Origin of the sequence: Rhodococcus sp. WMMA185 (assembly GCF_001767395.1) — a bacterium.
Lineage (GTDB): Bacteria > Actinomycetota > Actinomycetes > Mycobacteriales > Mycobacteriaceae > Rhodococcus_F.
The window spans coordinates 3428913-3455556 of the sequence record NZ_CP017014.1 but is presented as its reverse complement, the minus strand read 5'-3'; the positions used below and the strand labels follow the sequence as shown (position 1 = coordinate 3455556).

Annotated in this window: 25 protein-coding genes and 2 riboswitches; of the genes, 12 read left to right on the top strand and 13 right to left on the bottom strand. The window is 64.0% G+C overall.

Annotation, left to right across the window (positions count from 1 at the left end; all coding sequences use genetic code 11):
* Nucleotides 1-236 precede the first annotated feature (236 nt).
* Nucleotides 237-1517 carry an ROK family transcriptional regulator gene (locus BFN03_RS15560; protein ID WP_070380971.1) on the top strand — a complete coding sequence of 427 codons (1281 nt, stop codon included), beginning with the start codon at nt 237-239 and terminating at the stop codon, nt 1515-1517.
* Nucleotides 1518-1537: 20 nt separating this feature from the next.
* On the opposite strand, the gene BFN03_RS15555 is transcribed toward BFN03_RS15560, so the two are convergent.
* The 3 genes from BFN03_RS15555 to BFN03_RS15545 form a co-directional block, all read right to left on the bottom strand.
* Nucleotides 1538-2332 carry a CbtA family protein gene (locus BFN03_RS15555; RefSeq protein WP_070379772.1) on the bottom strand — a complete coding sequence of 265 codons (795 nt, stop codon included), beginning with the start codon at nt 2330-2332 and terminating at the stop codon, nt 1538-1540.
* Nucleotides 2323-2517, bottom strand: a complete 195-nt coding sequence (locus BFN03_RS15550; protein WP_070379771.1) for a CbtB domain-containing protein — start codon at nt 2515-2517, stop codon at nt 2323-2325. The genes BFN03_RS15555 and BFN03_RS15550 overlap by 10 nt, the downstream gene beginning before the upstream one ends.
* A 23-nt stretch (nt 2518-2540) precedes the next feature.
* Nucleotides 2541-2672, bottom strand: a riboswitch (cobalamin riboswitch).
* Between the two features lie 52 nt (nt 2673-2724).
* The gene (locus BFN03_RS15545) at nt 2725-3039 is read right to left on the bottom strand and encodes an antibiotic biosynthesis monooxygenase family protein (RefSeq protein WP_070379770.1); all 315 of its coding nucleotides are present in this window, start codon (nt 3037-3039) and stop codon (nt 2725-2727) included.
* 32 nt (nt 3040-3071) lie between these two features.
* Between BFN03_RS15545 and BFN03_RS15540 the strand changes: the two genes are divergently transcribed.
* Together BFN03_RS15540 and BFN03_RS15535 are read left to right on the top strand one after the other, a co-directional pair.
* Nucleotides 3072-3827 carry an alpha/beta fold hydrolase gene (locus tag BFN03_RS15540; protein ID WP_070379769.1) on the top strand — a complete coding sequence of 252 codons (756 nt, stop codon included), beginning with the start codon at nt 3072-3074 and terminating at the stop codon, nt 3825-3827.
* 391 nt (nt 3828-4218) lie between these two features.
* Entirely contained in the window at nt 4219-5973 is a 1755-nt protein-coding gene (locus BFN03_RS15535) for a coagulation factor 5/8 type domain-containing protein (RefSeq protein WP_070380970.1), read from the top strand.
* 139 nt (nt 5974-6112) lie between these two features.
* On the opposite strand, the gene BFN03_RS15530 is transcribed toward BFN03_RS15535, so the two are convergent.
* Both BFN03_RS15530 and BFN03_RS15525 read right to left on the bottom strand, forming a co-directional pair.
* Nucleotides 6113-6523, bottom strand: a complete 411-nt coding sequence (locus BFN03_RS15530) for a YjbQ family protein (RefSeq protein WP_070380969.1) — start codon at nt 6521-6523, stop codon at nt 6113-6115.
* A gap of 123 nt (nt 6524-6646) precedes the next feature.
* Complete coding sequence (locus tag BFN03_RS15525) at nt 6647-7525, bottom strand: A/G-specific adenine glycosylase (RefSeq protein WP_070379768.1); 879 nt, start codon at nt 7523-7525, stop codon at nt 6647-6649.
* Nucleotides 7526-7626: 101 nt separating this feature from the next.
* Between BFN03_RS15525 and BFN03_RS15520 the strand changes: the two genes are divergently transcribed.
* Together BFN03_RS15520 and BFN03_RS15515 are read left to right on the top strand one after the other, a co-directional pair.
* A complete protein-coding gene (locus tag BFN03_RS15520) occupies nt 7627-8253 on the top strand; it encodes a carbonic anhydrase (RefSeq protein ID WP_070380968.1) in 627 nt (208 codons plus the stop codon).
* Between the two features lie 59 nt (nt 8254-8312).
* Nucleotides 8313-9077 (top strand): hypothetical protein, encoded by a 765-nt coding sequence (locus BFN03_RS15515; protein WP_070379767.1) that lies wholly within the window; start codon nt 8313-8315, stop codon nt 9075-9077.
* Here BFN03_RS15515 and BFN03_RS15510 read toward each other — a convergent pair.
* From BFN03_RS15510 to BFN03_RS15500, 3 genes are read right to left on the bottom strand one after another with little or no spacing between them, the layout of a single operon-like run.
* The gene (locus BFN03_RS15510) at nt 9064-10029 is read right to left on the bottom strand and encodes an asparaginase (RefSeq protein WP_070379766.1); all 966 of its coding nucleotides are present in this window, start codon (nt 10027-10029) and stop codon (nt 9064-9066) included. The two genes, BFN03_RS15515 and BFN03_RS15510, sit on opposite strands and share 14 nt — an antisense overlap.
* Nucleotides 10030-10046: 17 nt before the next feature.
* Nucleotides 10047-11495 carry an amino acid permease gene (locus BFN03_RS15505; RefSeq protein ID WP_070379765.1) on the bottom strand — a complete coding sequence of 483 codons (1449 nt, stop codon included), beginning with the start codon at nt 11493-11495 and terminating at the stop codon, nt 10047-10049.
* Entirely contained in the window at nt 11492-12940 is a 1449-nt protein-coding gene (locus BFN03_RS15500) for an aspartate ammonia-lyase (RefSeq protein ID WP_070379764.1), read from the bottom strand. Before BFN03_RS15500 ends, BFN03_RS15505 begins: the two co-directional genes overlap by 4 nt.
* Nucleotides 12941-13155: 215 nt before the next feature.
* On the opposite strand from BFN03_RS15500, the gene BFN03_RS15495 reads away from it, so the two are divergent.
* Complete coding sequence (locus BFN03_RS15495) at nt 13156-13890, top strand: FadR/GntR family transcriptional regulator (RefSeq protein WP_070379763.1); 735 nt, start codon at nt 13156-13158, stop codon at nt 13888-13890.
* Here BFN03_RS15495 and disA read toward each other — a convergent pair.
* The 3 genes from disA to BFN03_RS15480 form a co-directional block, all read right to left on the bottom strand.
* Nucleotides 13881-14966, bottom strand: coding sequence for a DNA integrity scanning diadenylate cyclase DisA (gene disA, locus BFN03_RS15490; RefSeq protein WP_070379762.1), 1086 nt, complete (start codon nt 14964-14966; stop codon nt 13881-13883). The genes BFN03_RS15495 and disA overlap by 10 nt on opposite strands.
* A gap of 122 nt (nt 14967-15088) precedes the next feature.
* A complete protein-coding gene (gene radA, locus BFN03_RS15485; RefSeq protein ID WP_070379761.1) occupies nt 15089-16474 on the bottom strand; it encodes a DNA repair protein RadA in 1386 nt (461 codons plus the stop codon).
* Between the two features lie 58 nt (nt 16475-16532).
* The gene (locus BFN03_RS15480) at nt 16533-17162 is read right to left on the bottom strand and encodes a hypothetical protein (RefSeq protein ID WP_070379760.1); all 630 of its coding nucleotides are present in this window, start codon (nt 17160-17162) and stop codon (nt 16533-16535) included.
* Nucleotides 17163-17425: 263 nt separating this feature from the next.
* On the opposite strand from BFN03_RS15480, the gene carD reads away from it, so the two are divergent.
* The 6 genes from carD to BFN03_RS15450 are packed head-to-tail and all read left to right on the top strand — an operon-like array spanning nt 17426 to nt 22704.
* Nucleotides 17426-17914: an RNA polymerase-binding transcription factor CarD gene (carD, locus tag BFN03_RS15475; RefSeq protein ID WP_070379759.1), complete on the top strand. Its 489-nt coding sequence runs from the start codon at nt 17426-17428 to the stop codon at nt 17912-17914.
* Between the two features lie 18 nt (nt 17915-17932).
* Entirely contained in the window at nt 17933-18613 is a 681-nt protein-coding gene (gene ispD, locus BFN03_RS15470) for a 2-C-methyl-D-erythritol 4-phosphate cytidylyltransferase (RefSeq protein WP_084385635.1), read from the top strand.
* Nucleotides 18613-19089 (top strand): 2-C-methyl-D-erythritol 2,4-cyclodiphosphate synthase, encoded by a 477-nt coding sequence (gene ispF, locus BFN03_RS15465; protein WP_070379757.1) that lies wholly within the window; start codon nt 18613-18615, stop codon nt 19087-19089. Before ispD ends, ispF begins: the two co-directional genes overlap by 1 nt.
* An 11-nt stretch (nt 19090-19100) precedes the next feature.
* Nucleotides 19101-20495: a cysteine--tRNA ligase gene (cysS, locus tag BFN03_RS15460; protein ID WP_070379756.1), complete on the top strand. Its 1395-nt coding sequence runs from the start codon at nt 19101-19103 to the stop codon at nt 20493-20495.
* A gap of 2 nt (nt 20496-20497) precedes the next feature.
* Nucleotides 20498-21469 (top strand): 23S rRNA (guanosine(2251)-2'-O)-methyltransferase RlmB, encoded by a 972-nt coding sequence (gene rlmB / locus BFN03_RS15455; RefSeq protein WP_070379755.1) that lies wholly within the window; start codon nt 20498-20500, stop codon nt 21467-21469.
* Between the two features lie 59 nt (nt 21470-21528).
* Nucleotides 21529-22704, top strand: a complete 1176-nt coding sequence (locus BFN03_RS15450) for an amidohydrolase family protein (RefSeq protein ID WP_232320289.1) — start codon at nt 21529-21531, stop codon at nt 22702-22704.
* A 44-nt stretch (nt 22705-22748) separates the two neighbouring features.
* Here the strand turns inward: BFN03_RS15450 and BFN03_RS15445 are convergent, their stop codons facing one another.
* Nucleotides 22749-24449 (bottom strand): thiamine pyrophosphate-dependent enzyme, encoded by a 1701-nt coding sequence (locus tag BFN03_RS15445; RefSeq protein WP_070379753.1) that lies wholly within the window; start codon nt 24447-24449, stop codon nt 22749-22751.
* Nucleotides 24450-24669: 220 nt separating this feature from the next.
* A complete protein-coding gene (gene thiC / locus BFN03_RS15440; RefSeq protein ID WP_070379752.1) occupies nt 24670-26319 on the bottom strand; it encodes a phosphomethylpyrimidine synthase ThiC in 1650 nt (549 codons plus the stop codon).
* A riboswitch (TPP riboswitch) is annotated at nt 26312-26419 on the bottom strand. Its footprint overlaps the gene before it by 8 nt.
* Nucleotides 26420-26644 lie beyond the last annotated feature (225 nt).

Sequence of the window (26644 nt, the reverse complement as noted above, 5' to 3'; positions counted from 1 at the left end):
GCTCCTGTTGTGTGCACTGACGAACCTGTCGGGCGAGTCGTGTATCACCGAACTTACATACTTTCAGGACGTAAGCAATACCGTAGGGTATTAATTTGATCCAATTGGAAACGATATGTCCCAAATGAGAATATTTTCTACCTCTGATCTCGTAAGATCGTTGCGGCCGGGAACTGCCTATTGGGTGAGACCGGATGGTTTTGGGCGACCTGTCGTCTGCGGAAAAAGGGAGCGCCATGACGCGACACTCCGGTCTAGTGCCCGCGGGCACCGCGTTTCCGGTTCTGAGTCTGCTGCGATCTACCGGCCGGATGACACGTACCGAACTGGTTGAGCGCACCGGCTTGACGAGGAAGGTGGTCACCCAACGACTCGAGGAACTGATCCGCGCGGGCTTCGCGGAGGAAGGCGAAGTCGGACGCTCCACCGGCGGCAGGGCGCCTCGCGAAGTGAGGTTCCGCGCAGATGGCGCTCACATCCTCGTCGCTGAAATCGCTGAGACGAGTATTTCCGTCGGCTTGACCGATCTGGCAGGAACCGTTGTGAGCGAGATACGAGCTGAGTTGGACCCGCGCTCAGGTCCGGATGTGACCCTTGGCCGTATCGAGTCGATCTTCGACTCCCTGATTGCGGACAGATCTGCCGACAGCCCGTCCATCTACGGTATCGGTATCGCAATCCCGGGCCCGGTCGAGATTTCGAGCGGCCGTCCGATTGGTGCGCTGTCCGTCCCGGAGTGGACCGACTACCCAGTTCGTGATCGGTTCGTCGCCCGTTACGACCTCCCGGTGTGGGTCGACAACGATGCGAATCTGATGGCCTTGGGCGAACTGCGCGAGGGACAGGCCCGCGGGCTCGATGACGTCCTCTTCGTCAAGGTCGGTGGAGGCATCGGTGGCGCCGTGATTTCGTCGGGAACGTTGCAGCGCGGTTCGCAAGGTTCCGCCGGCGAGTTCGGGCACGTGTTGGTCTCGGAGGACGTCGCCGAGCGATGCTGGTGCGGGCACACCGGGTGTCTCACCCAAGTTTCCGGCGCCCGCGCGGTAGGCGAGTTCGGACAACTCGCCGCGACCACGGGAGAAAGCGCCATCCTCGCTGCCATTTCGTCCCAAGGCCGTGCCATCGGCGCTCCCGAGGTATTCACTGCTGCCGCAGCCGGCGACCCGGTGAGCACCGATATCCTCACCCGCGCCGGACGCACCCTCGGCTCGGTGGTGTCAGTCCTGGTCAGTGGACTCAATCCCTCACTGATCCTGTTCGATGCCGGGCTGGTCAGCATCGACGACCCGTACATGACCGCCTTCCGAACCACCGTCCGGGGGCGCTCACTTCCGAGCGCGGTCAGCGAGATTCAATTCGCGATCTCAACCCTGGGGAACTCGGCGGGCCTGACGGGTGCCGCGTACATGGTCGTCGACGAACTGCTTTCTCCAAGTCGTCTCGGCCTGTGGAGTGAACACGGATCACCCGTCGGCCTGGCGGATCTCATCCACCGGGCAGCCGAACGCGCCACCTGATCTTTGGAGCAGTGGGGCCGTCAGGTTGCCGCTGCGGTTGCCGGTTCCTTCGACTTGGCAGCACGTTCGGTCAGAAATGCGAAGACAAGTCCGAGCCCCAACCACAACGTTGCCTGTGTGGCAAGCGAAGAGAGACGGAATTCCCACAGCAGCGCTGCCGGGAAGTCGTCGCCCACTTCGTTGACGGTCGGAAGGATTAGGTATCCGATCGTCACCACGGCGAGGAAGGTGATCAGGGGCGCGGCGAGCCGCACAGTCCGAAACGCGTGAGCCGCGACAGCCCTAGTCACGAGGGCGGCCGCAACTACCGCGAGTAGGCCGAGCACGACCGAGGCCAGCCACAGCCACGTCCGCTGCGTCACGGTGTCGGGGTCCCCGACGGCCGGCGGGTTGGCAGGGTACTTGAAGAACGGCACCGCCTCGATTGCCAGCCAACCGAACGCTGCCAGCGTCATCGCGAAAAGCGGACCTGGCAAGGGGATTACCCTGCGCGTGTAGTGCGCGACGACCGCGAAGATCGCGCCGAGGGCCATGCCGGCTAGGGAGGTGGCCAAGAACAGGCCGAAGCGTTGTCCGTCACGGCTGACGAGTGCCTCTCCGTCAGAGTGGGAGTGCCCCGTCGCCGCACCGGCCTGATCGCCGCCGTGCGAGTGGCCCGCCACATCGGTTGCACCCTGTGACTCTTCGATTGCAATGGCTGCCTCGATGTGAGGTTCGCCGAGAACAAATGCGACGCCGCCCGCCAGCAGGCCTGCGATCAGGCCTGCCAGCAGACCACGGATGACGAGTTTCGCGAGGGAATCTGTCAGTGGCATGGGAGACCCAGGAGGTGGCGACCGTCATGCATCAATTCGTGCATGAACATGCCGCTGCGCGAGATTGCGCCCTGGTCGAAGCCCACGAGGTAGAGGGCGAGCATCGCGAAAAGAACAATCGCGAATGAGATGACGGCAAGACGAGTCGTATCGACCGACGTGCCTGGTGTGTAGGCGAGTGCCATGGTTCCTCCTGGGATTTCGCGTCCCCTCGGTCCATGCGATGGCTGCAATATCTGGCTGTCGAAAAGCCCCGCTGAGGAACTACTTCGATTCACAGTGGCGCGACCGCTCCGGAATTGCACCGGATTCCTGCCGAACCATCGCTTTGTCCTGCGAACTTTTGCATTCGGCAGGCCGCTGTGTCAATCTCCGCAGCTCTGCCCCGGCTGTCAGCCCTTGTTCGCTGCCTCGACGTCCATAACGACCTCGAACTCGAGAAGCGACGCGCCGGACGAGACCGGCTTCTTGCGCTCACCTGCGTGCTCTTGCCTGGCCGGTCCGGAGCGCCACGCCTCGAAGGCCTCGTCGCTCTCCCACTGCGTGACCACGAAGTATCGGTTCTCGCCTTTGACCGGCCGGAGGAGTTGGAAGCCCAGGAAGCCTGGAGAGTCCTTCACCGACCGCGGGCTCGCGGCGAACCGCTTCTCGAGTTCGGGGCCTGCGCCCTCGGGAATTTCGATCGCGTTGATCTTCACCACTGCCATGTGGGCGAGTGTACTCAGCTAGCGTCTGAGGGGTGGTGGGTGAAAGTGCATTACACGACGAGGGTGGGGCGGGGCAGCCGATTCTGCTGCTGCACGGCTTGATGGGAAGCGCTCGAACCTGGCGCCGGCAAATTCCGTGGCTGCGCGAGCGAGGTCATGTCTTCACCTTCGACGCCGCCGGTCACGGTCGGCCGGCACCAGCGATGCTGACCACCGAAGCATTTGTCGGCGACCTCGCTTCTGCGCTCGATCCGTTCACCGAGCCGTGGGTGGTGATCGGCCACTCGATGGGCGCCCTGCACGCCTGGTGCCTGGCCGCCGAGTTCCCGGAGAAGGTCGCGGCCCTGGTGCTCGAAGACATGGCACCCGACTTTCGTGGCCGCACCGCCGACGACTGGGCGGCCATGATCGCAAGTTGGCCGCAGCCCTTCAAGGAACCGGAAGACCTCTTCGAATTCTTCGGACCGATTGCGGGACAGTACTTTTTGGACTCGTTCGAGCGTCGTGCTGATGGCTGGTACCTCCACGGGGATCTCGACACGTTTCGTGACATCTCGCAGGAGTGGGGCGGCAGGCACTTCTGGGATCAGTGGGCGTCGGTGACTGTTCCATCCCTGCTGATCGAGGGTGAGTTCACGATCACCCCGGACGGTCAGATGCGGGTGATGGCGCAGCGGCATCCTGGCGCCCACTACGTCCGGATCGAGCAGGCAGGACACCTCGTCCATGACGACCAACCCGAGCAGTACCGGAAGGCGGTCGAAGAGTTCCTCGATGGTCTCGGTTGAGTCGTCGACAATGCGGCCGTCGACAATGCGGCCGGTGACAATCGGCAACTATGCAGGCAACCTGATGGTCACCCAATAATCTTGGCCGTCAGCGGAATCGGTGCGGTATGTCCGCAAACCGCCCGCAACAGGGATGCGCATAGGACCATCGAGTTCTCGAACCGGTTGGTTTTCGGGCGCGCCGGAGATTTACCAAAAACACCCCTTGACGGGAATGTCACGGAAGCATAACTTCTTTGCGTATCGAAAAGGCCGCTTTGACCTTTTCAGTCGCTGACACGCTGGGGCGCGCGCCCGGCGGGCCATTCTTCCAGTCCCCGTATCGCATGCCGCTATCCAATTCGGCATGCAACCCCTAGGCGCCGTGCCCCGCGCGGCACAGGAGCTATTCATGAAAACCCTCCGAACGCCGTCCCGCGGCGTGTCGCTCACCCTGGCCGCGTTACTGGCCTGGAGTCTGTCCGCCGTCACGCTGACCGCCCCTCAGGCCCTGGCGGCGCCGCCGGACACCCCCGACTTCGGCCCGAACGTCACCGTGTTCGATCCGTCCATGTCGTCCGACTCCATCCAGAACCGACTCGATGAGATCTTCCAGCAGCAGCAGACCAACCAGTTCGGATCGGAGCGCCAAGCCGTGCTCTTCAAGCCCGGCACCTATGACGCCGATGCCAACGTCGGCTTCTACACGCAGGTTGCGGGTCTCGGCCTGTCCCCGGACGACGTGACCATCAACGGTGCGGTTCACACCGACGCCGACTGGTTCGACTTCAATGCCACGCAGAACTTCTGGCGTGGCGCGGAGAACCTCTCGGTCAATCCGGCGAGCGGCACCGACCTCTGGGCGTCCGCGCAGGCAGCCCCGTACCGCCGCATGCACCTGCGAGGCAACCTCCTGCTACACGAGGGCGGCGGCTGGGCCAGTGGCGGTCTGTTCGCCGACACCAAGATCGACGGTCGGGTGGAGTCCGGCTCGCAGCAGCAGTGGATGACCCGCAACAGCGAGGTGGGCAGCTGGGATGGTGCGGTCTGGAACATGACCTTCCTCGGCTCGGTCAATGCACCGGCCAACACCTTCCCCGACCCGCCGTACACCACCGTCGCGCAGACTCCAGTGATCCGTGAGAAGCCGTTCCTGTATGTCGATTCGGACAATGCCTGGAAGGTATTCGTCCCGGCCCTGCAGACCAACACTGCAGGCGTGAGCTGGGAGGGCGGCAACCCGGCAGGCGACTCGTTGCCGATCGACCAGTTCTTCATCGTCAAGCCCGGCGCCACGGCCTCCGACATCAACGGCGCACTCGCCCAAGGCAAGAACCTGTTGTTCACCCCGGGCGTCTACCACCTCGACCAGACGATCAACATCGACCGCCCCGACACCGTCGTGCTGGGTCTGGGTCTTGCCACTCTCGTACCGGACAACGGCGTCACCGCTGTCAGCACGGCCGACGTGGACGGGATCAAGATCGCCGGACTGCTGATCGACGCGGGCACCACGAACTCGCAGACCCTGATGCAGATCGGCCCGTCCGACTCGACCGCGCGACACACCGCCAACCCCACTTCCCTGCACGACGTCTACTTCCGCATCGGGGGTGCCGGTGTCGGCAAGGCCACCCAGAGCCTGGTGATCAACAGCTCGGACGTCATCGGCGACCACATGTGGCTCTGGCGCGCCGATCATGGCAACGGCATCGGCTGGAACGACAACACCGCCGCCAACGGCCTGGTCGTCAACGGCGACGACGTGACGATGTATGGGCTGTTCGTGGAGCATTACCAGGAGCATCAGGTGATCTGGAACGGCAACGGCGGGCGCACCTACTTCTTCCAGAACGAGATGCCCTACGACCCGCCCAACCAGGAGGCCTGGATGAACGGCGAGACCCTCGGCTACGACGCTTATTACGTCAACCCGGAGGTGACTGACCACGAGGCCTGGGGCCTGGGCAGCTACTGCTTCTTCGATGACAACCCGTCCGTGGTTGCCGAACACGCCATCGAGGCTCCCGCGGCCCCCGGGGTCCGCTTCCACGACATGGTGACCGTCTCCCTCGGCGGGACCGGCACGATCAACCACATCATCAACGACAGCGGGGGCCCGTCCACTCCCGAGAACAACATGGCCACTTTGGTTTCCGGGCCCTGACCCGGCCGCACTCCAGTCGCCCGGCGCATCTCCCGTGCGCCGGGCGGCCGAACGCTGAGAGGGGTCAACCGAGAGCGCCGTGACTGATTACGCCGCAACCGATCTCGTGATCCTGGTTGGTACCCGACACCCGACTCAGTCAGCCGGCGAGAAAGCTGAAACGAACACGCCGAACCGGATTGTCGATGTTTGTGTCTACGAGGCATACAGATTGCCAGGTTCCGGTAACCGGGGATCCGTGGACAACGGGGACCGACGCATACGGCGGCAGGAACGCAGGCAGCACGTGGTCGCGGCCGTGCCCGTGGCTGCCGTGCCGGTGCTGCCAGCGGTCGTCACGCGGAAGGAGTTCGCCGATGGCTGCGATCAGGTCGCTGTCGCTCCCGGCGCCTGTCTCGATAACGGCCAGCCCGGCAGTCGCATGAGGTACCCAGATGTGCAGCAGGCCGTTGTCCCCCTCAGCCGCTACGAGGAACTTCTTGATCTCTCGCGTCAAATCGTGGACGACGGGCTCAGCGCCGGTGCGGATCTCGATCTCGGTAGTGAACATGGTCTCGACGTTAGTGCTCACCGGCCTCGTTCGCGTTCAAAGCCGCAATGCGCTTCGATGCATGCCCCTTGAGGTGATGTGCGGTTCGTACTCCGAACCGCTCGCACGAGAAGGGATCCGGCATCAACCACCCTCGCCCGCGAGTGCGAAGAGCCCGTTGTCGGTTTGCTCGACGAGCCCGTCGATCAGCAGCGAGTGGAGGGCGCGGTCGCGTTGGCCCGGGTCGTCCATCCATACCTCGTCGAGCCGGATGCGTTCGACGGGGGTGGAACTCTCCCTCAGCACAGCCATCAGCTTGCCCCGCACCTGACGGTCGGTGCCCGCGAACTTCTGCATCTTCCGGCGCTCGCCGTTGTGTGCTGGGCGTCCGGAGTCCACCCATGAGCAGCTCGGCAGGGGGCAGTTCGAGCACTCGGGTGACCGGGCGGTGCACACGGTGGCCCCGAGTTCCATGAGGGCCGCCGAGAACGTGGCCGCTCGCGCGCGTGTGCGCGGAAGCAGTGCCGACACGTCGGCCAGATCTCGGGTGGTCGACGGATTCGCAGGCTCGGCGCTTCCGTGCACAGCCCTGGCGACCACTCGCCGGACGTTGGTGTCGACAACGGGGACGCGCTGTCCATAGGCAAAGCAGGCCACCGCACGTGCTGTATAGGCACCGATGCCGGGTAGTTGGAGGAGCGTGTCGACATCGTCGGGCACGACGTCCCCGTGTTCGGTTGCCAACACAGCCGCGCACTGGTGCAGTCTCAGGGCGCGGCGCGGGTAGCCCAGCTTGCCCCAGGCGCGTAGCACGTCGGCCTGGCTCGACGCAGCCATGAGTGAGGGGACAGGCCAGCGTCGCACCCACTCCTCCCAGATGGGCGCAACCCGGATCACCGGAGTTTGCTGCAGCATGATCTCGCTCATCAGGATGTGCCAGGCGGTCACTCCGTCTCGACGCCACGGCAGGTCCCGGGCCTTCGTCTCGTACCACCTGATCAAAGCGGAGGAGTCCACACTCACCTCGTCTTCACAAGTCCCTTCGTCTTCGCGTGAATCGGACAACTTTCGGCGTTCGAGCTGCCCGCAAAGTAACCGCAACGACGCGGGTGCACAATATCTGCATGCCTAACACCAGCCCGGCCTCCGCGTGGAAGTCCCTGCAACAGGGTAACGATCGTTTCGTCAACGGAGAGGTGATCCATCCCAGCCAGGGAATCGCCGACCGCGCAAAGCTCGTCGAGGGGCAACATCCAACTGCTGTGCTGTTCGGATGCGGCGATTCGCGTGTCGCCGCCGAGATCATCTTCGATCAAGGTCTCGGTGACATGTTCGTGGTCCGCACAGCCGGTCATGTCATCGATGACTCCGTCCTCGGGTCCATCGAGTTCGCGGTAGAGGTCCTCAACGTTCCGCTGATCGTCGTCCTGGGCCACGATAGTTGCGGCGCAGTGAAGGCAACCGTGGACGCACTCGACGGGGGCAAGGTCCCGAACGGATTCATCCGTAGCATCGTCGAGCGTGTGGCTCCCTCGATCCTGATGGGCCGTGGTGATGGCTTGACTACGGTCGACGAGTTCGTGAGGCGCCACGTCGTCGAGACCGGGTCGCTCTTGATGCAGAGATCACGCATCATCGCGGACCGGGTCGAGCAAGGTAAGTGTGCTATCGCGGGTGCTACCTACAAGCTCTCTGACGGTCGTATGCAGCTGCAGGCAACGGTCGGGGACATCGGTGAGCTCGGTGACTGACCGCGACACGCCGAACCAGCTGAGCGCTCACCGCGCGACACCGAACTACCGTTGACGCTGTGCTGGAACCGACTGGGCCATTGCCCCCCGAGATTTACTGGCGTCGCAGGGCGCTGGCGGTCGGTGGCGTCATCGTTGTGCTGCTACTCGTCGGCTTTCTGATCAACTCCGTTCGCGGTGGCGGCGATTCCGACGCCAATCCCGCGGCCGCGAGTTCTTCGTCGACAACGTCCGCTTCACCCACCACGACTACTACGGCGTCAGCGCCGGCGGGCGGTGGATCGAGTGGGGGCGGTGTTGCGGGAGCGCAGTCGCCCGGAAATCCCGGGGCGCTGGGCGGTGGAGTGCCAAGTGGCGGGGAACCCGGTGGTGAGGAACCTGGCAGTGACCCACCACCCGCCGTTCCACCCCTTCTCGAGGGGCAGTGCCCTGATCAGTCGCTGGCTATCAAGGTGGCGACCGACAAGCCGACATACCAGGCGGGTGAGGAGCCGGTTTTCACCACGGTCATCACAAACATTGGCACCGAGCAGTGCGATCGCGACCTGGGAAGCGGCCTCCAGCAGGTGCTGGTCTACACGATCGACGGGGCCGTGCGTCTGTGGTCCAATATCGACTGCTACCCGCAGTCCGATCCCGACCTGCGCTCTCTCGCCCCGGGTGAGCAGGCTCAGTTCACCGTGACCTGGTCCGGGACGACCTCCGCCCCGGACTGCCTGACGCAGCCAGATCCGCAGCGTGAGCCCGTGGCCCCGGGTGCGTACACGGTCGTGGGGCAGTTGGGTCAGCTCCGGAGCGTGCCGGAGCCGTTCAACCTCGGCTGATCTCCGGGGTGGGGTCGAGACGTGAGCGTCGGTCGAATTCCTTCTCGAGGTCATCTCGGTCGGGTCCGGCGAGCAGCACAGCGAGCAGCACGCGTGCCTGACCTGCTCTGAGATGCGTGGAGAATAGGGCGCCGGCCTCGGCGAGGTCGTGGCCGCCGCCGCCACCACCATAAGCGGGGGCGATCGGGCCCCGAGGCACCCGGGTCGCAACGGCGACAGGAATACTTGCGGCCACGCAGTCCCGGACGGAGGCGACGATCGAGGGGTTCGCGTTCCCTGACCCGAGTGCGTCGAGTACCAGGCCACGTGCCCCGGCTGCCACGCACGCGTCGATCTGAACCCGATCCGCGCCGGGGTAGATAGCGACGATGTCGACGCGAGTTCCGGATATGGGGCGCCACGGCAACGGATCGAGCCGATGCTGTGGAGTGTCGGTGGCATGCACGGAATGAAAGGCTTCGAGTGACGTCGTGTCGGCTTTGCGGGTGCCCGATGCTCGATGCTGGGCACCCCCGAAAACGATCAGTACCCCTCTACAACGCAGTGCAGGGTCCGATCCGGCGGTGATTGCGGCCGTAAGGTTTGCCATTGCATCGGATTCGGGGTGGTCGAAGGTCCGTTGCGCGCCGGTGAAGATCACCGGGCGCGGATCGTCATGGTGGAGATCGACGAGGAACGCGGTCTCCTCCATGGTGTCGGTTCCGTGCAGCACGACCACCGCATCGACATCGGGATCGCGAAGCTCTTCCACGACCGCACCGCGTACACGATCCATATCGGCGAACGACATACTCGAACTGTCCTTCGACATGAGATCCCTGATTCGAAGCTCCGTTCCCGTCCCGACACCACCTAGCAGATCCGAGCCCGTCATCACGGGCGTGCTCACGCCGCGCCCGTCCTGACTGCTGGCGATGGTGCCCCCGGTGGTGACGACGGCGATCTTGGGCACGACGGGACCCCTTTTCGCTAGACGTGGTGGCGTTCGTCTGCCAGTTCGTGGATGCGCTTCCTCGCGCCGTACCATCCGATCACCAGCAAGGGGACGATGATTGCGATGGAAGCGACGGTCCAGGTTCCGACGGGACGATCGAATGCCATCAAGACGATGACGCCTGCGAGGAAGACCAGTGTCAGCAACCCGGTATAGGGAGCGCCGAACAATCGGTAGTCGGGCCGGGTGAGTACCCCGTCCTTCGCGAGTTTCCACAACTTCAATTGGCACAAGATGATGACGGCCCAGGCGCTGACGATTCCGAGTGCGGCGAGGTTGAGGACGATCTCGAAAGCCTCGTCGGGAACGATGGCGTTCAGTCCGACGCCAAGCGCTGCCACCAGTCCGGTGAGGGCGATTCCACCGTAGGGGACACCGTTCTTGTTCATTCGCGCTGCGAACGAGGGCGCGGAGCCAGACATCGCCATCGAGTGCAGAATCCGACCTGTGGAATAGAGTCCGGCGTTGAGTGAGGACAATGCGGCTGTCAGCACGACGAGATTCATGACGCCGTCGGCGCCTTCGACATTGATGGAGCTGAAGAACGTGACGAACGGACTCTCGCCGGCGCTGTAGGCGGTGTGGGGGAGCAGCAGCGCGAGCAGCAGAACGGATCCGACGTAGAAGACGACGAGCCGGATGATCACCGTGTTGATCGCCCGGGGGATGACCTTCTCCGCATTCTCCGTTTCCCCGGCGGCAGTTCCCACGAGTTCAATTGACGCATAAGCGAAGACGACGCCCTGGACCAGGACGATGGCGGGCAGGATCCCGTTGGGGAAGATCCCCCCGTTGTCGGCAATCAGGCTGAAGCCCGTTGATTGACCGTCGATTGGAGTTCCGAACAGCAGGAAGTAGATTCCGAAACCAAGGAATGCCACCAGGGCGACAACCTTGATGAGCGCGAACCAGAACTCGAGTTCGCCGAACACTTTGACGGACAACAAATTCAGACCAAGTACGAGCACTACTGCGGCCAAGGCGAACACCCACTGGTCCACATTCCCGATCGGGGCCCAGTACTTCTTGAAGAAGTTCATGTACAGCGCGGCCGCGGTGACATCGACGATGCCGGTCATGGCCCAGTTCAGCCAGTACAGCCATCCAGTGGCGAAAGCCATCTTCTCGCCATAGAATTCCCGCGAATACGACACGAAGGCACCGGAAGTGGGGCGATGCACGACCAGTTCGCCCAGTGCTCGCAGGATCAAGAACGCGAAGGTTCCGCAGACGGCGAAGACGAGGACCAGGGCCGGACCGGAGTCGTAGAGCCTGCCACCCGTGCCCAGGAACAGCCCGGTGCCGATCGCGCCGCCGATCGCGATCATCTGGATCTGGCGGGGATGGAGATCCTTGTGGAATCCCTTTTCCTCGTCGGCGATGATTTCGAGTTCTTCCGCGGCCTGGCTGTTCTCGATGGTCATGGGATTGTTGCTCCTGTGGTGGCGGCGGGTGCCTGCTGACCTGGATCCGACGCCCTCAGGTTGGCGAGATGCTCGGGACTGAGAAGTCGATCGAGTTCTTCGCGGTCCAAGAGACCGGCCTCGATCACGAGGTCGGCGACCTTGCGGCCGGAAAGCAAAGCTTCCTGGGCGATTCGGGTCGCTGCGGCGTAGCCGATGTGTGGGTTGAGCGCCGTCGCGAGCCCGATGGAATCCTCCACTCGTGCGCGCAACAGGTCGGTATTTGCCGTGATGCCGACTACACAGCGAGAGGCCAGGATTCGGCAGGCGGCACCGAAGTGGCGCATCCCCTTCGAGAGGGAATGTGCGATGATCGGCTCGAAGGCGTTGAGCTGAAGCTGACCGGATTCCGCGGCCATCGTGATGGTGACGTCGTTCCCGATGACTTCGAAAGCCACCTGGCTGAGGACCTCGGGGATGACTGGATTGACCTTGCCCGGCATGATCGACGAACCGGCCTGTACCGGGGGAAGATTGATCTCGTTCAGGCCGGCGCGCGGTCCGGAGGACAGCAGCCGGAGGTCGTTGCAGACCTTGGACAGCTTGACCGCGATCCGCTTCAGTACACCCGAGAGGTGAACGAACTGACCTACGTCCTGAGTTGCTTCGACGAGGTCGACGGCCAGGACCAGGGGCAGACCGGTGAGGTCGCGGAGCGTCTCGCACGCCGCCTCCGCATAGCCGACCGGAGCGTTCAAGCCCGTACCGATCGCGGTTGCGCCGAGGTTGATCTCGTGGATCAGCAGTGCAGCTTCGCCGAGTCGTGCGCGGTCCTCGTCGATCATGACCGAGTAGGTGGTGAATTCTTGCCCCAACGTCATCGGAACCGCGTCCTGGAGTTGGGTACGACCCATCTTCACGGTGTCGGCAAACTCTACGGCCTTGGTCGCGAACGCGTCCTGAAGCACCCGAAGCGCGTCGAGGAGGTCGTCGATCGCGAAGATCGTCGCGATGTTGATAGCGGTGGGATAGACGTCGTTGGTCGACTGACTGAGATTGACATGCTCGTTCGGGTGGAGGATGTCGTACTCCCCACGCCCGTGCCCGAGGATTTCGAGTGCCCGATTGGCGATGACCTCGTTGGCGTTCATGTTGGTCGACGTTCCGGCACCGCCCTGGATGACGTCGACGACGAACTCGTCGTGCCAGCGGCCATCGACGATCTCGCTGCACGCCTGACTGATTGCCTCGGCGCGACGGCTGTCGAGGATGCCGAGTTTCTCGTTGGCGATCGCCGCTGCCCACTTGACGTACGCAAGTCCGCGGATCAGTTCCGGGTTCGTGGAGATCGGCCGACCGGTGATGGGGAAGTTCTCTACAGCACGCAGCGTGTGGATGCCCCAGTACGAGTCCGCCGGCACTTCGCGTTCGCCGAGCAAATCATGTTCTGTTCGCGTTTCGGGCACTGATTCTTCCTCACATGGGTTTGCACGAGCGTTGCTGTGGCAGGCGACGGCGGTGAGCCTGTTTCGGTCAGGTGGGGTCTTCTCGATCGAACAGCCCGGGCATCCAGTTGCCAGGCTGTCAGACAGGCGCCATTGTTACCCCGCTCACTGAGATGCGTCAACCCTGGTAGGGCCTAAAGTTGACGTCGGCGCGGGCCCGTGAGAACAATGTCAGCATGAACCTGTCTGACAGCTGGGTAGACAGGCAGCCGTCGTCTGCGCGAGTTAGCGCTGCGGAGGCTGTCATCGCGGATCTTCGTGACGTGATCACATCCGGTGAGTTAGCGGTCGGTGACCGACTCCCGGCTGAAGCGTCGCTGGCCGCGAGACACGGTGTCAGCCGATCGGTGATCCGCGAGGCCCTCCGCTCCTTGCATGCACTCGGGCTCACCGAGACGAGGACGGGCCTGGGCACGTTCGTGGTCAGCAATACGATCGCCCGCGATCTGGACTTCGGTAACTATGAAGCGCAGGAGCTCGTCGAGGCGCGGCCTCACGTGGAGGTTCCGGCTGCGGGGTGGGCGGCGCAGCGGCACTCGGACGAGGACATTGCAGTGCTGCAGGACCTGGTCGATCAGATGCGAAACGAGAGTGATCCGGTGGCATGGGTGTCGCTGGACGCGCAGCTGCATGGGCTCATCGCGAAGATGAGCGGGAATCGGGTCTTCGAGTCGCTGATCGTCGATATACGCGAAACGCTGATCAGTCAGTCCGAGACTCTGAATCGACTCGCCGGCCGAAGAGAGAAGGCGAATGACGAGCACGCGCGGATTGTGGACGGAATCGCATCCGGAAGCTACGACAGGGCCGCCCAGGCCATGGCCGAACACCTGGATGCAGTCCGAGAAACGTTGAAATATATTGTTGGAGAGTCTGATACGGCCGATCCTGGTCGAGGGAGTCAGTCGTAGGCGCCCGTGATCGACGTCTCGGCGAACCTGGACAAGCCCTCCCGAATATGCCGGGCCCATGTCCCGCCGATCCCATCCACCGACTCGAGGTCGGCCGCAGTCGCGGCGAGGAGCGACTGCAGTGTTCCGAACGACCCTACGAGTCCGTGGATCTGGTCGAACTGCAGACGCGGCACCCGGGTCAGAACCCGGTAGCCACGGGGGCTCGTGGGGGCCTCCAGTGCTTCGACTGCGCACGGATACCCGAAGGCCGAAGCCAAAGTTGTCAGGTCGAGAAGCTCTACATCGGTGATCAGGTCGAGGGCGGAGAGCACTTTCTCGACATCAGCCTTCTGCACCGGTCCGGAGCTGGCAAGGTAGTCGCGGGTGAGGATTTCCCTTTCCGCGTCGTTGTCCCCGACGAGTTCCTCGAGTTGCAGCGCAAGTTGGCGCCCGTCCGTACCCAGCTCCAGTACAGCCTGTTCGATTTCCACCGACACACGGCGCACCATTTCCAGGCGCTGCACTACGGTCAGTGCGTCGCGCAGAGTGACGAAATCTTCGATCTCGACCACTGTCAGTTGGCGGGTGACCTCGTCGAGGCGCGCCTTGTAGCGCTCGAGGGTAGCGACCGCCTGGTTGGCCCGCGACAAGATCGTGGCGGGTCCGTCGATGACGTGTCGGATGCCGCCGACGTAGACGCTGACGATGCTCATCGATTGGCTCACCGACACCACGGGATAGCCGGTTTGTAGCGCCGTCCGCTCGGCGGCGCGGTGCCGAGTGCCGGATTCCACCGTCGGAATCGAATGATCCGGCACCAGTTGGACGTTGGCGCGCACGATGCGTGAGCCGTCTGTGGACAGAACCACTGCGCCGTCCATTTTGGAGAGCTCACGCAGGCGGGTCGGCGCGAACTCCACATCGAGTTCGAAGCCACCATCACACAACTCTTCGACCTGCTCGTCGTAGCCGAGGATGATCAGGGCGCCGGTTCGGCCGCGAAGAATGCGTTCCAAGCCGTCGCGAAGTGAAGTTCCGGGAGCCAGTCGGGCGATGGTCTCGCGCAGCCCGGGCGGCGACTCGACATCATTCATCGCCCAACTACCCCGCCGATGTAGAGGCCACTTGCGGGGGCCGTGGTCGAAATCGGTTCGGACTCGCACACAGATTCCTATCTACCACTGAAATGCGGATTTTGTCCGGTGATCGCCGCGTCTCAGCCCCTCAGAGCGGCGATCGCCGCATCCAGGTGCCCGACCTCGGTCACCTTCATACCGACCGGAGGCGCCCCCGAATCGAGGGGTACCAGGGCCCGGGTGAATCCCAGACGGGCTGCCTCGGTGAGGCGCCGCCCCACACCGGGCACTCGGCGAACCTCCCCGGCAAGGCCCACTTCGCCGAGGATCACAAGCCCGTCGGGGACGGGCCTGTCCCGCACGGCAGACGCAACGGCGAGGGCTAGGGCGAGGTCAGCCGAAGGTTCGGTCATCCGCATGCCCCCGACGGTTGCTGCGTAGACGTCGTTCTTCGCGATCGGCACCCCACACCGCCGATCGAGTACGGCCAGCACCATCGCAACGCGGGCGCTGTCGAGACCGCTCACAGCCCGCCGAGGCGCGGGCATGGACGTTGCGGCGACGAGGGCCTGGACTTCGCCCAGGAGTGGCCGTTTGCCATCCATCATGACGGTGACGGCAGTCCCGGGTACGGCTTCGGTGCGGTGATGCAGGAACAGTCCCGAAGGATCGCTGATGCCGGCGATGCCATCTTCGTGAAGCTCGAAGCAGCCGACCTCGTCTGCTGCGCCGAAGCGATTCTTGACGCCTCGCACCATGCGGAGGGTCGAATGCTTGTCGCCCTCGAAATGCAGGACGACATCCACGAGGTGTTCGAGTGATCGAGGGCCGGCGACGGCGCCGTCCTTCGTGACGTGACCGATCAACAGCACAGGAACGCCACTGGCCTTGGCGAGGGATGTGAGTGCGCTGGTGACTGCTTTCACCTGCGTGACACCGCCCACGACTCCGTCGACGTCCGCAGCGCACATGGTCTGGACGGAGTCGACGATGAGCAAGGTGGGGTTCACCTGTTCCACATGGCCGAGGATGGTCGCGAGGTCGGATTCGGCAGTGAGGTAGACCCTCTCGTGCACCGCGCCGGTCCGATCGGCCCGTAGGCGTACCTGCCCGGCGGATTCTTCACCCGTGACATAGAGGGACCGGTTGTCGGGTCCCCGTCGGGCCCATTGATGAACTACCTCGAGTAGCAACGTGGACTTGCCGACACCGGGCTCTCCGGCGAGGAGGACGACCGAGCCGGGGACCACCCCGCCGCCGAGGACGCGGTCGAGTTCGCCGATACCAGTCGGCTTGGCGCGGGTGGACTTGCTGTCGATCCGAGTGATCGGCGTGGCCGGGCTGGACGGAAGGATCGCACCTGCACCAGCTTTCGCGAGGGAGGCACCGGCCCGGCTGGAGACCGACGCGATGATCGGTACCTCGTCCATCGAACCCCAGCTGTCGCACTCCGGGCATCGGCCAACCCATTTGGGAACCGTGCACTGGCACGTCGAGCAACGAAAGTTGGATTTCGATTTGGCCACGCGGTCAGACTAGGGGGCAGGTCCGACAGTGAACCCGATACTGCTGGTGCGGCTCTTGCTAGTGTCCGCCGCCGGCTTCGCTGCCGGGGGACCGGTCGGAGACCTCACGCTCGGTCAAGGGGCCGGCGTCTACGGGCACGGAGACGGTGATATCTCCGGCCTTCTCGAACGTGAAGGTGGCTGGGAACGTGAGGCCGGGTCGCACACCTTCATTCAGGTCGTCGAGGGTGACCAGCAACAGATCCGTAGGTGCGTCTGCACTCTCGTCCGACTGGGTCCGGGCTTCGGCGCTCTCGGCGAAGTCCTGGGCAGGAAGGCCGGCGGCCAACGAGGTTTGCGGCGCGATCTCCTGATCGCCGGTGGCGGTACCGATCGTCACGGACTCGGCGAAATCCGTGGTGATCGCGGTCAGCGTGTCGGCCACGGACTCATTGAGGTTGACCGCGGTGAAGGCCAGGACAGCGGTGCCGCCGGGCTCGATGCTGTATTCCTCGGAGTTGGGGAACACCACATGCACGTTGCGCAGCGCGATCGATCCGCCGTCGGCGCTGTTGCCGTTGATCGCAGCGACCTGGCTCGACGTCTGGGTTATCTGGCCCGCACTGCAAGCTGACAACGTGAGGGCCGCGCCGGCAGCGAGAGCAACGGCGGTAGCGACTCGGCGAGTCGGCTTGTCGAGAGCAGTCACGAGTTGTCCTCCAGTTTCAGGCTTGCACTCCGACTAGGAAGCGTAGTAGTTCCCTTCCGCGGCCTGCGCTCTGGGTGCTCACAACGCTTGCCTGCGCAGCGGTTCGAGGCCGCGGAAAGCATCTCCGAGGGTGTCCGGCATGCACGTATCGGTGGTCCTGTCAACCCCCATAATTGAGCCACGAAGCCCCTGACCTGCGCCGTTGATGCGACCAGGATTCGGACGCGTGTTAAACTCTTAAGATCGAAAGGGGCACGGGACAGATGATTTTTAAGGTCGGAGACACCGTCGTATATCCCCATCACGGTGCGGCATTGATCGAAGCAATTGAAACCCGCACCATCAAGGGTGAGAAGAAGGAATACCTCGTTCTCAAGGTTGCTCAAGGCGACCTCACCGTCCGGGTTCCAGCAGAAAACGCAGAGTACGTCGGCGTTCGCGACGTAGTCGGGCAGGAAGGCCTCGATAGGGTCTTCCAGGTTCTGCGGGCACCACATACGGAAGAACCCACCAACTGGTCGCGCCGGTACAAGGCGAATCTCGAAAAGCTCGCGTCGGGTGACGTGAACAAGGTCGCCGAGGTCGTGCGTGACCTCTGGCGTCGCGAGCAGGATCGCGGCTTGTCCGCGGGAGAGAAGCGCATGCTCGCCAAGGCGCGCCAGATTCTGGTCGGCGAACTCGCGTTGGCCGAAGGCACCGATAGCGACAAGGCTGAGACGATCCTCGACGAGGTTCTCGCGGCCGCGTCCTAGACAGCCGCGACATCCACGGTGACCGAATCTTTTGATTCTGTTGTTGCGCTGGTTCCCGCCGCTGGTCAGGGTATGCGTTTGGGCGAGGGAATGCCCAAGGCATTCGTTGATCTCGGCGGGAGGGTCATGCTCAGCCGCGCGGTCGACGGACTCCTGCGGTCTGGGGTCGTCGACCGCGTTGTCGTGATCGTGCCGGAAGAGTTGGTCGACTCGACTCGGACGATGCTGCCCGCCGATGTCACGGTTGTGGCCGGCGGCAGTGAACGTACGGAATCGGTTCGCGCGGGCCTCGCGATGGTCGACGGCGCACAGTACGTGCTGGTGCATGATGCTGCACGCGCTCTCACGCCGCCGTCCCTCATCGCGCGCGTGGCCGCGGAGTTGCGTTCGGGTCGTACCGCGGTAGTTCCTGTTCTTCCCGTCGCGGACACGATCAAGACCGTCGACATTCTCGGTGCGGTCACCGGCACACCAGAACGGTCCGAGTTGCGAGCCGTGCAAACACCGCAGGGCTTCACCGTGGACCTGCTCCGCAGGGCTTACGACGAAGCCGACGATCACGCAACGGATGACGCCGGATTGGTGGAGCGACTCGGCGAACGGGTTCGCACCATCGTCGGGGAACCCACAGCATTCAAGATCACCACGCCGCTGGACCTTATGCTTGCCCGAGCGCTGGTCGAAGAAGGGACGCCCTAGTGCGAGTGGGAATAGGGACCGACGTCCATCCGATCGAACAGGGGCGACCGTGCTGGATCGCCGGCCTGTTGTTCGAGAACGAGGACGGCTGCGCGGGCCATTCTGATGGCGACGTAGCCGTTCACGCGCTGTGCGATGCACTGCTCTCCGCTGCAGGTCTCGGCGATCTAGGTTCCGTGTTCGGCACCGGCAGGCCGGAGTGGTCGGGTGTGAGCGGCGCCGAGATGCTTGCGGAAGTTCGTCGACTCCTCGAAGTGGATGGCTTCGGTGTCGGCAACGCAGCCGTCCAGGTGATCGGAAACCGTCCGAAGATCGGACCTCGGCGACGTGAGGCACAACAGGTGCTGAGCGGAGTCCTGGGCGCACCGGTGTCGGTGTCCGCAACTACCACGGACGGCCTCGGTCTCACCGGGCGCGGTGAGGGGATTGCGGCGATGGCCACCGCGCTGGTCATTCGCCATTCCGGCGCCAGGTAGTATCGCTGGTCGTGACCCTGCGCCTATTCGACACCGAGAGTCGGGCTCTGCGTGACTTCGTTCCGCTGGCCCCCGGACGTGCATCGGTGTACCTGTGTGGGGCAACGGTGCAGGGAGAACCCCATATCGGTCACGTACGCAGCAGCGTCGCGTTCGACGTTCTCCGCCGCTGGCTGCTTGCCAACGACTATGAGGTCGCGTTCGTGCGCAACGTCACGGACATCGAGGACAAGATTCTGGCGAAGGCCGCCGAGGCGGGCCGCCCGTGGTGGGAGTGGGCTGCGACCTTCGAACGGTCCTTCAGCTGGGCGTACGAGCAACTCGGTGTGCTGCCCCCGTCCATCGAACCGCGTGCCACCGGACACATCACGCAGATGATCGAGATGATGCAGCGTCTCATCGACAAGGGCCACGCGTATGCGGCCGATGGTGACGTCTACTTCGATGTCCGCAGCTACCCGGAGTACGGCAGCCTGTCGGGGCACAAACTCGAAGACGTGCACCAGGGTGAGGATGCCGGACGAGGCAAGCGCGACCCACGCGACTTCACGCTCTGGAAGGCGGAGAAGCCGGGAGAGCCTTCCTGGCCGACACCGTGGGGTCGCGGCCGTCCAGGCTGGCATCTCGAGTGCTCAGCAATGGCCGAGTTCTATCTCGGGGCCGCATTCGACATTCACTGCGGCGGTGTCGAGTTGATGTTCCCCCACCATGAGAACGAGATCGCCCAGGCCAAGTGCGCGGGAGACGGTTTCGCGCAGTACTGGCTGCACAACGGCTGGGTCACCATGGGTGGCGAGAAGATGTCGAAGTCGCTGGGCAATGTTCTGTCGGTTCCGAACGTGCTGAAAAAGGTTCGCCCGCAAGAACTTCGGTACTATCTCGGAAGCGCGCACTACCGGTCGATGCTGGAATATTCCGAGACGGCCCTCGAAGAGGGCGCTGCGGCGTTCCGCCGGGTGGAGTCCTTCGTCGCTCGAACTCAGGAGCGTGCGGGTGAGGTGCGAGTAGGCCGGTGGACCGAGGCTTTCGGGCGTGCTCTGGACGACGACCTTGCCGTTCCCGCCGCTCTGGCCGAGGTGCACGGCACGGTCCGCGAGGGAAACATCGCTCTCGATCGCGGGGATCTCGAGGGTGCGCGGGAGATCGCCTCACAAGTCCGGGCCATGGTCGGCATTCTCGGTGTCGATCCGCTGGATGAGCACTGGACTCAGGGGACTGCGTCCGCGTCCGCGGCAACCGACGCCCTGGACGTGTTGGTCCGGGCCGAGCTCGAGCGCAGGCAGGTTGCTCGTGCCGAGAAGAACTGGGCTGTGGCAGACGAGGTGCGTGACCGTCTCGTTCGGGCGGGTATCGAGGTCACCGACACTCCCAACGGGCCCGAGTGGTCTCTCGAGGCAGGACAGTAGCAATGGCTGGAAATTCGAGCAGGCGCGGAGCGGTCCGCAAGGCCGGCACCAAGAAGGGCCAGGTAGCGGGCTCCGGTGGTCGGCGCCGCAAGGGCCTCGAGGGTCGCGGCGCTACACCGCCGGCAGAGGCCCGTACCAAACATCCCGCCGCCAAGCGGGCAGCCCGCGCTGCGAGAGAAGCCGAGAAACAGGCGGGTCGTGGTGGTCGTCAGAGCCAGGGCCGGAAGGCTCTCGACGGCCCTGAGAACGTGTTGGGCCGCAACCCCGTTGTGGAGTGTCTGCGGGCGGGAGTTCCCGCCACCGCCCTGTACGTCGCGGTAGGAACCGAGAGTGACGATCGTCTGAAGGAATCCGTTCAGCGCGCCGCCGACGCAGGCATCTCCATTCTCGAAGTACCGCGGACCGATCTCGATCGGCTCAGCTCCAACGGGTTGCATCAGGGCGTCGCGTTGCAGGTGCCGCCATACCGCTATGCGCATCCCGACGACCTGCTTGCCGAAGCCCGCAAGCAACAGGAGCCGCCGCTTCTCGTGGCCCTCGACAACATCACCGATCCCCGCAACCTCGGCGCCGTCGTGCGTTCGGTGGCCGCGTTCGGTGGGCACGGAGTGGTGATCCCGGAGCGTCGTAGCGCCGCGGTCACTGCAGTGGCATGGCGTACCAGCGCCGGAGCCGCGGCTCGTCTGCCCATCGCTCGCGCAACCAATCTCACGCGCACGTTGAAGAACTGGGCGTCCAAGGGTGTTCAGGTAGTCGGCCTGGACGCGGGTGGTGACACCACGCTCGACGAGTTCGACGGCAGCGGTCCGGTCGTGGTCGTTGTCGGTTCCGAGGGCAAGGGTCTCTCGCGCCTCGTTCGCGAGAACTGCGACGCCGTCCTCAGCATTCCGATGGCAGGGCCGGTGGAGTCACTCAACGCGTCGGTCGCTGCAGGAGTCGTGCTCGCCGACATCGCTCGTCGACGTAGAGGCTGACTTCAGGCACTGGGCCTGACGGCTCGCCGCGAGGACCCGGCAAGCGGCACAATAGCAGGGTGGCAACTTTCCCAGAGGACATGCCGCCGGCCCTCGATGGGGGCTCGATCGCGGAGGCCGTCGCCGCCGTGTCCCTCGTCGACCATCACTGCCACGGAGTGATGCGCGAACCGCTGGACAGAGCGGTATTCGAGTCGTTGCTGTGCGAGGCTGACGCGCCCGGGCAGTGGCACGGCAGTCTGTTCGACACGCAAGTTGGATTTTCGGTGCGCCGGTTGTGTGCTCCCGTCCTCGACATGGCGCCCCACTCCGAACCCGACGAGTACTTGCATCGGCGCGCAGAACTCGGAGTCGACGAAGTTACCCGGCGCCTGATGCGCGCGACCGGAATATCCGAATTTCTGGTCGACACAGGATTTCTACAAGACCGGGTCACCACGCCGGAAGACTTGGCCGTCCTAGCCGGTGCGAGGGCGTACGAGGTGGTCCGGCTCGAGTCGGTCGCCGCGGAGGTGATCGCCGAGTGCAGCGGCAACACCTTCGCGCAGACCTGCCGTGCGAGGCTCGAGGCCGCGGCCCACACTGCGATCGCCTTCAAATCCATTGCCGCCTATCGGGTGGGGCTCGATCTGGCTCCCGAACGCCCCTCGGATGCTGACGTCTTGATCGCGGCGGCTCGATGGGAGTCGGAGATCGCTACCGGGGAACCGATTCGACTCAACGACCGGACTCTGATTCGTTTTCTGATCTGGACTGCCGTCGATCTCGGCCTGCCGATCCAGTTTCACGTCGGCTACGGCGACGCCGACACCGACCTGGCCCGTGGGGATCCGTTGCTGCTCATGCCGTTGCTGCGTGCCACTGCCGATTGCGGCGTGCCGATCATGCTGCTGCACAACTACCCGTTTCACAGGCATGCGGGTTACCTGGCACAGGTATTCGACCACGTGTTCGTCGACGTCGGACTCGCGGTACAGAACGTCGGGCGCAGGGGAGCTGCCAGCATCCTGGCCGAATTGCTCGAGCTCGCACCATTTGGGTCGGTGCTGTTCTCCACGGACGCCTTCGGGCTGCCCGAACTGTATTACGTCGCAGCGATGCAGTTCCGGGAGGCGCTCGCGACAGTTGTGGAAGAGCGAGTGGTCCAACGAGATTGGTCCGAGAGTGATTCCAGGCGGATCGTACGCATGATCGGGTCACAGAACGCACGCCGTGCTTACCGTCTCGACAGCTGAGAGTGCCGATCGGTTGGCCGATGCCCGCACAGGGCACTAGGTGGCTAGGGGTCGACTACGACATCGAGCACGAATGTCTGCCCGGACCGGACGGTATCCAAGGCCCGCGCAAGTGCAGCTCCCAGTGCGTCTGATTTGGCCACTCGCTCACCCGCGCCGCCGAACGCTTCGGCGACTTTCACGTAATCGGGCGTGGGCTCGATGACATTGCCGACGAAGTTGCCCTCCCGGACCGCTGCGCTGTCGGGGTAGTACTTCAGCAGTCTCGCCGTTTGGGACGCGTACTGCCGATTGTTGCAGAGCACGATCAACAGCGGGACCGAATACTCCTGGGAGAACCCGAGCGCGGCAGGTACCGGGTTGTAGTGCCACGCCCCGTCGCCCAGGATCGAGACGACGATCTGGTGCGGTCGGGCGAGCGCAACACCCAATGCGGTACCCAGACTCGTACCGAGAGCTCCAGCTGCGCCGCGATACTGAAGGAACGGCTTGCGCTCGAAGAGGTGCTGCAGCATCTGTGGCATTTGCGCGATGATCTCGTTGACACAGATCGCGTCGTCGGGCAGCGCGTTGTGAAGTTCACGGAACAGATTGGCGGCGGGCACGAAATCAGTTGCCTGCGCGGATGCTTGCTGGGCATCCTCGAGGCCTTTGGCGCGAATGCTCTCGCTGTAGCGGGCCCAACGCCCGGCGGCCTCCGGCCGGCCTGTCGACCGTTTGCCCACACTGGCGGCGAGTGCTTCGAGATTCGGAGCGAGGCTTCCCGGGATGGTGTGGGTGGTCGGGTATCCCCAGTACGCGGCGCGTGGCCGCAAGGGATCTTCTTCGACGTGGATGACGGCACATCGGGGACGCAACGGGAGTTGCGGTGGATGCCACGGCGCGTTGCAGCCTGCCAGCAAAATGGCGTCGGCCTCGCCCAGAACCGGTTCGACCGGCCCGGCGACGTAGAGCGGGTGCGACCGCGGGAAGTTGTGATACCCCGGCGACATGGTCTCGAACACCGGTGCGGAGAGCGCTTCGGCGAGACGCACCAGGGTGTCGCGTTCGCGGGCGGTGCGCCCGCCGTGCTCGGTGATGATCAGCGGGTTTGCTGCGTCGGCGAGAACTTGGGCCACTCGCTCGATCTGTTCTTCCGTGGCGACGACGGGTGTCGGCGGAACCCAAGCCGGGATGTCGCTGTGCCCTTCACCGACCAGCAGGTCGAACGGGATCTCCAGAACCGTCGGGCCGAGCGGCACCGATTCGGCTATATAGCGGGCACGGTGGAGTTCGTGAACCAACTCCGATGGTGTCCGTGCGCGCTTGACCCATTTGGAGACCGCTTCAGCGTTGCGGGCCGGTCCGACGAGATCAACCAGCAGGGAGGGCCATTCCGGGCCGGGGTCGGTGTTCGGGTCTTCGCCGTAGGACAGGGTATCGGGGGAGAGCACGGTCATCGGTACGCGTTCCTGCAGTGCAGTGTGCAACCCCATGGATCCGTTCTGGACTCCGATCGACGTCGGCAGGAAGACTATCTGGCTTCTGCCCGTGGCTTTGTAGTACCCAGCGGCCAGGCCGATCGCCAAGAGTTCGTGACGGCAACGGAAGTAGCGCAGTCTCAGGTCGCTTCCGCGACGGGCAAGCACTTCCCAGATCGGCGCCATAACTGCGATCGGCGAGGCGAAAACGCAGTCGACCTCTTGGGAATCGAGTTGCTCCAGAAGAACCTCGGCGCCGTTCTTGGCGGAGTTCGTGTCGGGCATGAGCGGTACCACCTCGATGGAGAAGGTTTGGCTCGATCGTAGGCCGCACCCAGATGTCTCGCCATCCGTGTTTCGCTTTCGTCGCGGGGACGTTGATCAAGCGGCTGCCGTGAACGCTTGTACAGATGGCAGAGCGCAGGGAGATCGTGCGGCGTGATCTTGCGCGACCCCCCTGCGCCGGGTCAGCTTCCGAGGTGTCCTGAAGCTGCGGACGGCACTCTCACCTATCGCCCGCGCCAGGCAGGGAATCGATCGGGAGATACACCCGCGATCCGGACTCGGCGAACTCGACCGCCTTGTCTGCCATTCCTGCCTCGATTGCTTCCACGGAGTCGAGACCACGCTCGGTGGCGTACTTTCGCACATCGGCGGAGATTCGCATCGAGCAGAATTTCGGGCCACACATCGAGCAGAAATGAGCCGACTTGGCAGGTTCCGCGGGCAGAGTCTCGTCGTGGAATTCCCGCGCGGTATCAGGGTCGAGGGAAAGCGCGAACTGGTCGTGCCAGCGGAACTCGAACCGCGCCCGCGAGAGTGCATCGTCACGTTCCTGCGCACGTGGATGCCCCTTCGCGAGATCGGCGGCATGGGCGGCGATCTTGTAGGTAATGACACCTGTCTTGACGTCGTCGCGGTTCGGCAGGCCCAGGTGTTCCTTCGGGGTTACGTAGCAGAGCATCGCGGTCCCCGCCTGAGCGATCATCGCTGCACCGATCGCGGACGTGATGTGGTCGTACGCGGGGGCGATGTCGGTGGCGAGCGGGCCCAGGGTGTAGAACGGGGCCTCCTCGCACAGCTCTTCCTCGAGTCGCACGTTCTCGACGATCTTGTGCATGGGCACGTGCCCTGGGCCCTCGATCATGACCTGCACTCCATGCGATTTTGCGATCCGAGTGAGCTCGCCGAGGGTGCGCAGTTCGGCAAACTGGGCCTCGTCGTTCGCGTCCGCGATCGATCCCGGCCGCAGCCCGTCACCCAACGAGAACGTGACGTCGTAGCGATGGAGAATCTCGCACAGCTCCTCGAAGTGCGTGTAGAGGAACGACTCCTGATGGTGGGCAAGACACCAAGCGGCCATGATGGACCCGCCGCGCGAGACGATTCCCGTGACTCGATTCGCGGTCAGCGGAACGTAACGCAGCAGAACGCCGGCGTGCACGGTCATGTAGTCCACACCCTGCTCGCATTGTTCGATCACGGTGTCGCGATAGATCTCCCACGTCAATGCGGTCGGGTCGCCGTTGACCTTCTCTAGTGCCTGATAGATCGGCACCGTTCCGACCGGCACCGGGGAGTTGCGCAGAATCCACTCACGAGTTTCGTGGATGTTCTTGCCGGTGGACAGATCCATGATCGTGTCGGCGCCCCAACGGGTGGCCCACACCATCTTTTCGACTTCTTCAGCGATCGAGGAGGTGACGGCGCTGTTGCCGATATTCGCGTTGATTTTCACCGCGAACGCCTTGCCGATGATCATCGGCTCGAGCTCCGGGTGACGTCGGTTGGCCGGGATCACTGCCCTGCCAGCGGCGACCTCGTCGCGAACGAGCTCTGGTGAAACACCTTCGCGAACAGCGCAGTACCGCATCTCTGGGGTGATGATCCCGGCCCTGGCTGCGTCGAGTTGTGTACCGTCCCGGTCGGCCACCCACGGTGCGCGAATAGGCGGCAGACCGGACTCGAGGTCGATATCGGCACTCGGGTCCGTGTACGGCCCCGATGTGTCGTACAGGTCGAGATGCTCGCCGTTGGTGAGGTGGACGCGCCGCACCGGGACACCGATCCCGGCGCCGAGCTCGACATACGCTTTGGTGCTGCCCTCGATCGGGCCCACAGTGACAGATGCAGGATTGGATCCAGCTTTGCTCACGGAAAGTACTCCCTACGCCGGCATTACCCGGACAGGTTCGACGGTCGACGGCCCTAGCCGTCCTCTCAGCCCACTGGTGCGGGCCCCCGTGTGTGCATTCGGTCGGTGCCACAGGTTGCCCTGTGCACTGCGTGAGGCTACCCCGTGATCAAGCCGCAGCCACGCAAGGTTGGGGTACCGAAGGGGCTGTCCCGGGTTTCGTAGAAGTTGAGATGGCGGTCCCCCGCTCGAAACCCGCCGTGTGGTGGGTGTCGCGATCCCCTAGATCGCGAAAGCGCGCACAGGATCAGCAACGTGAAAGATCTTCTACCACCGAAACTCCGGA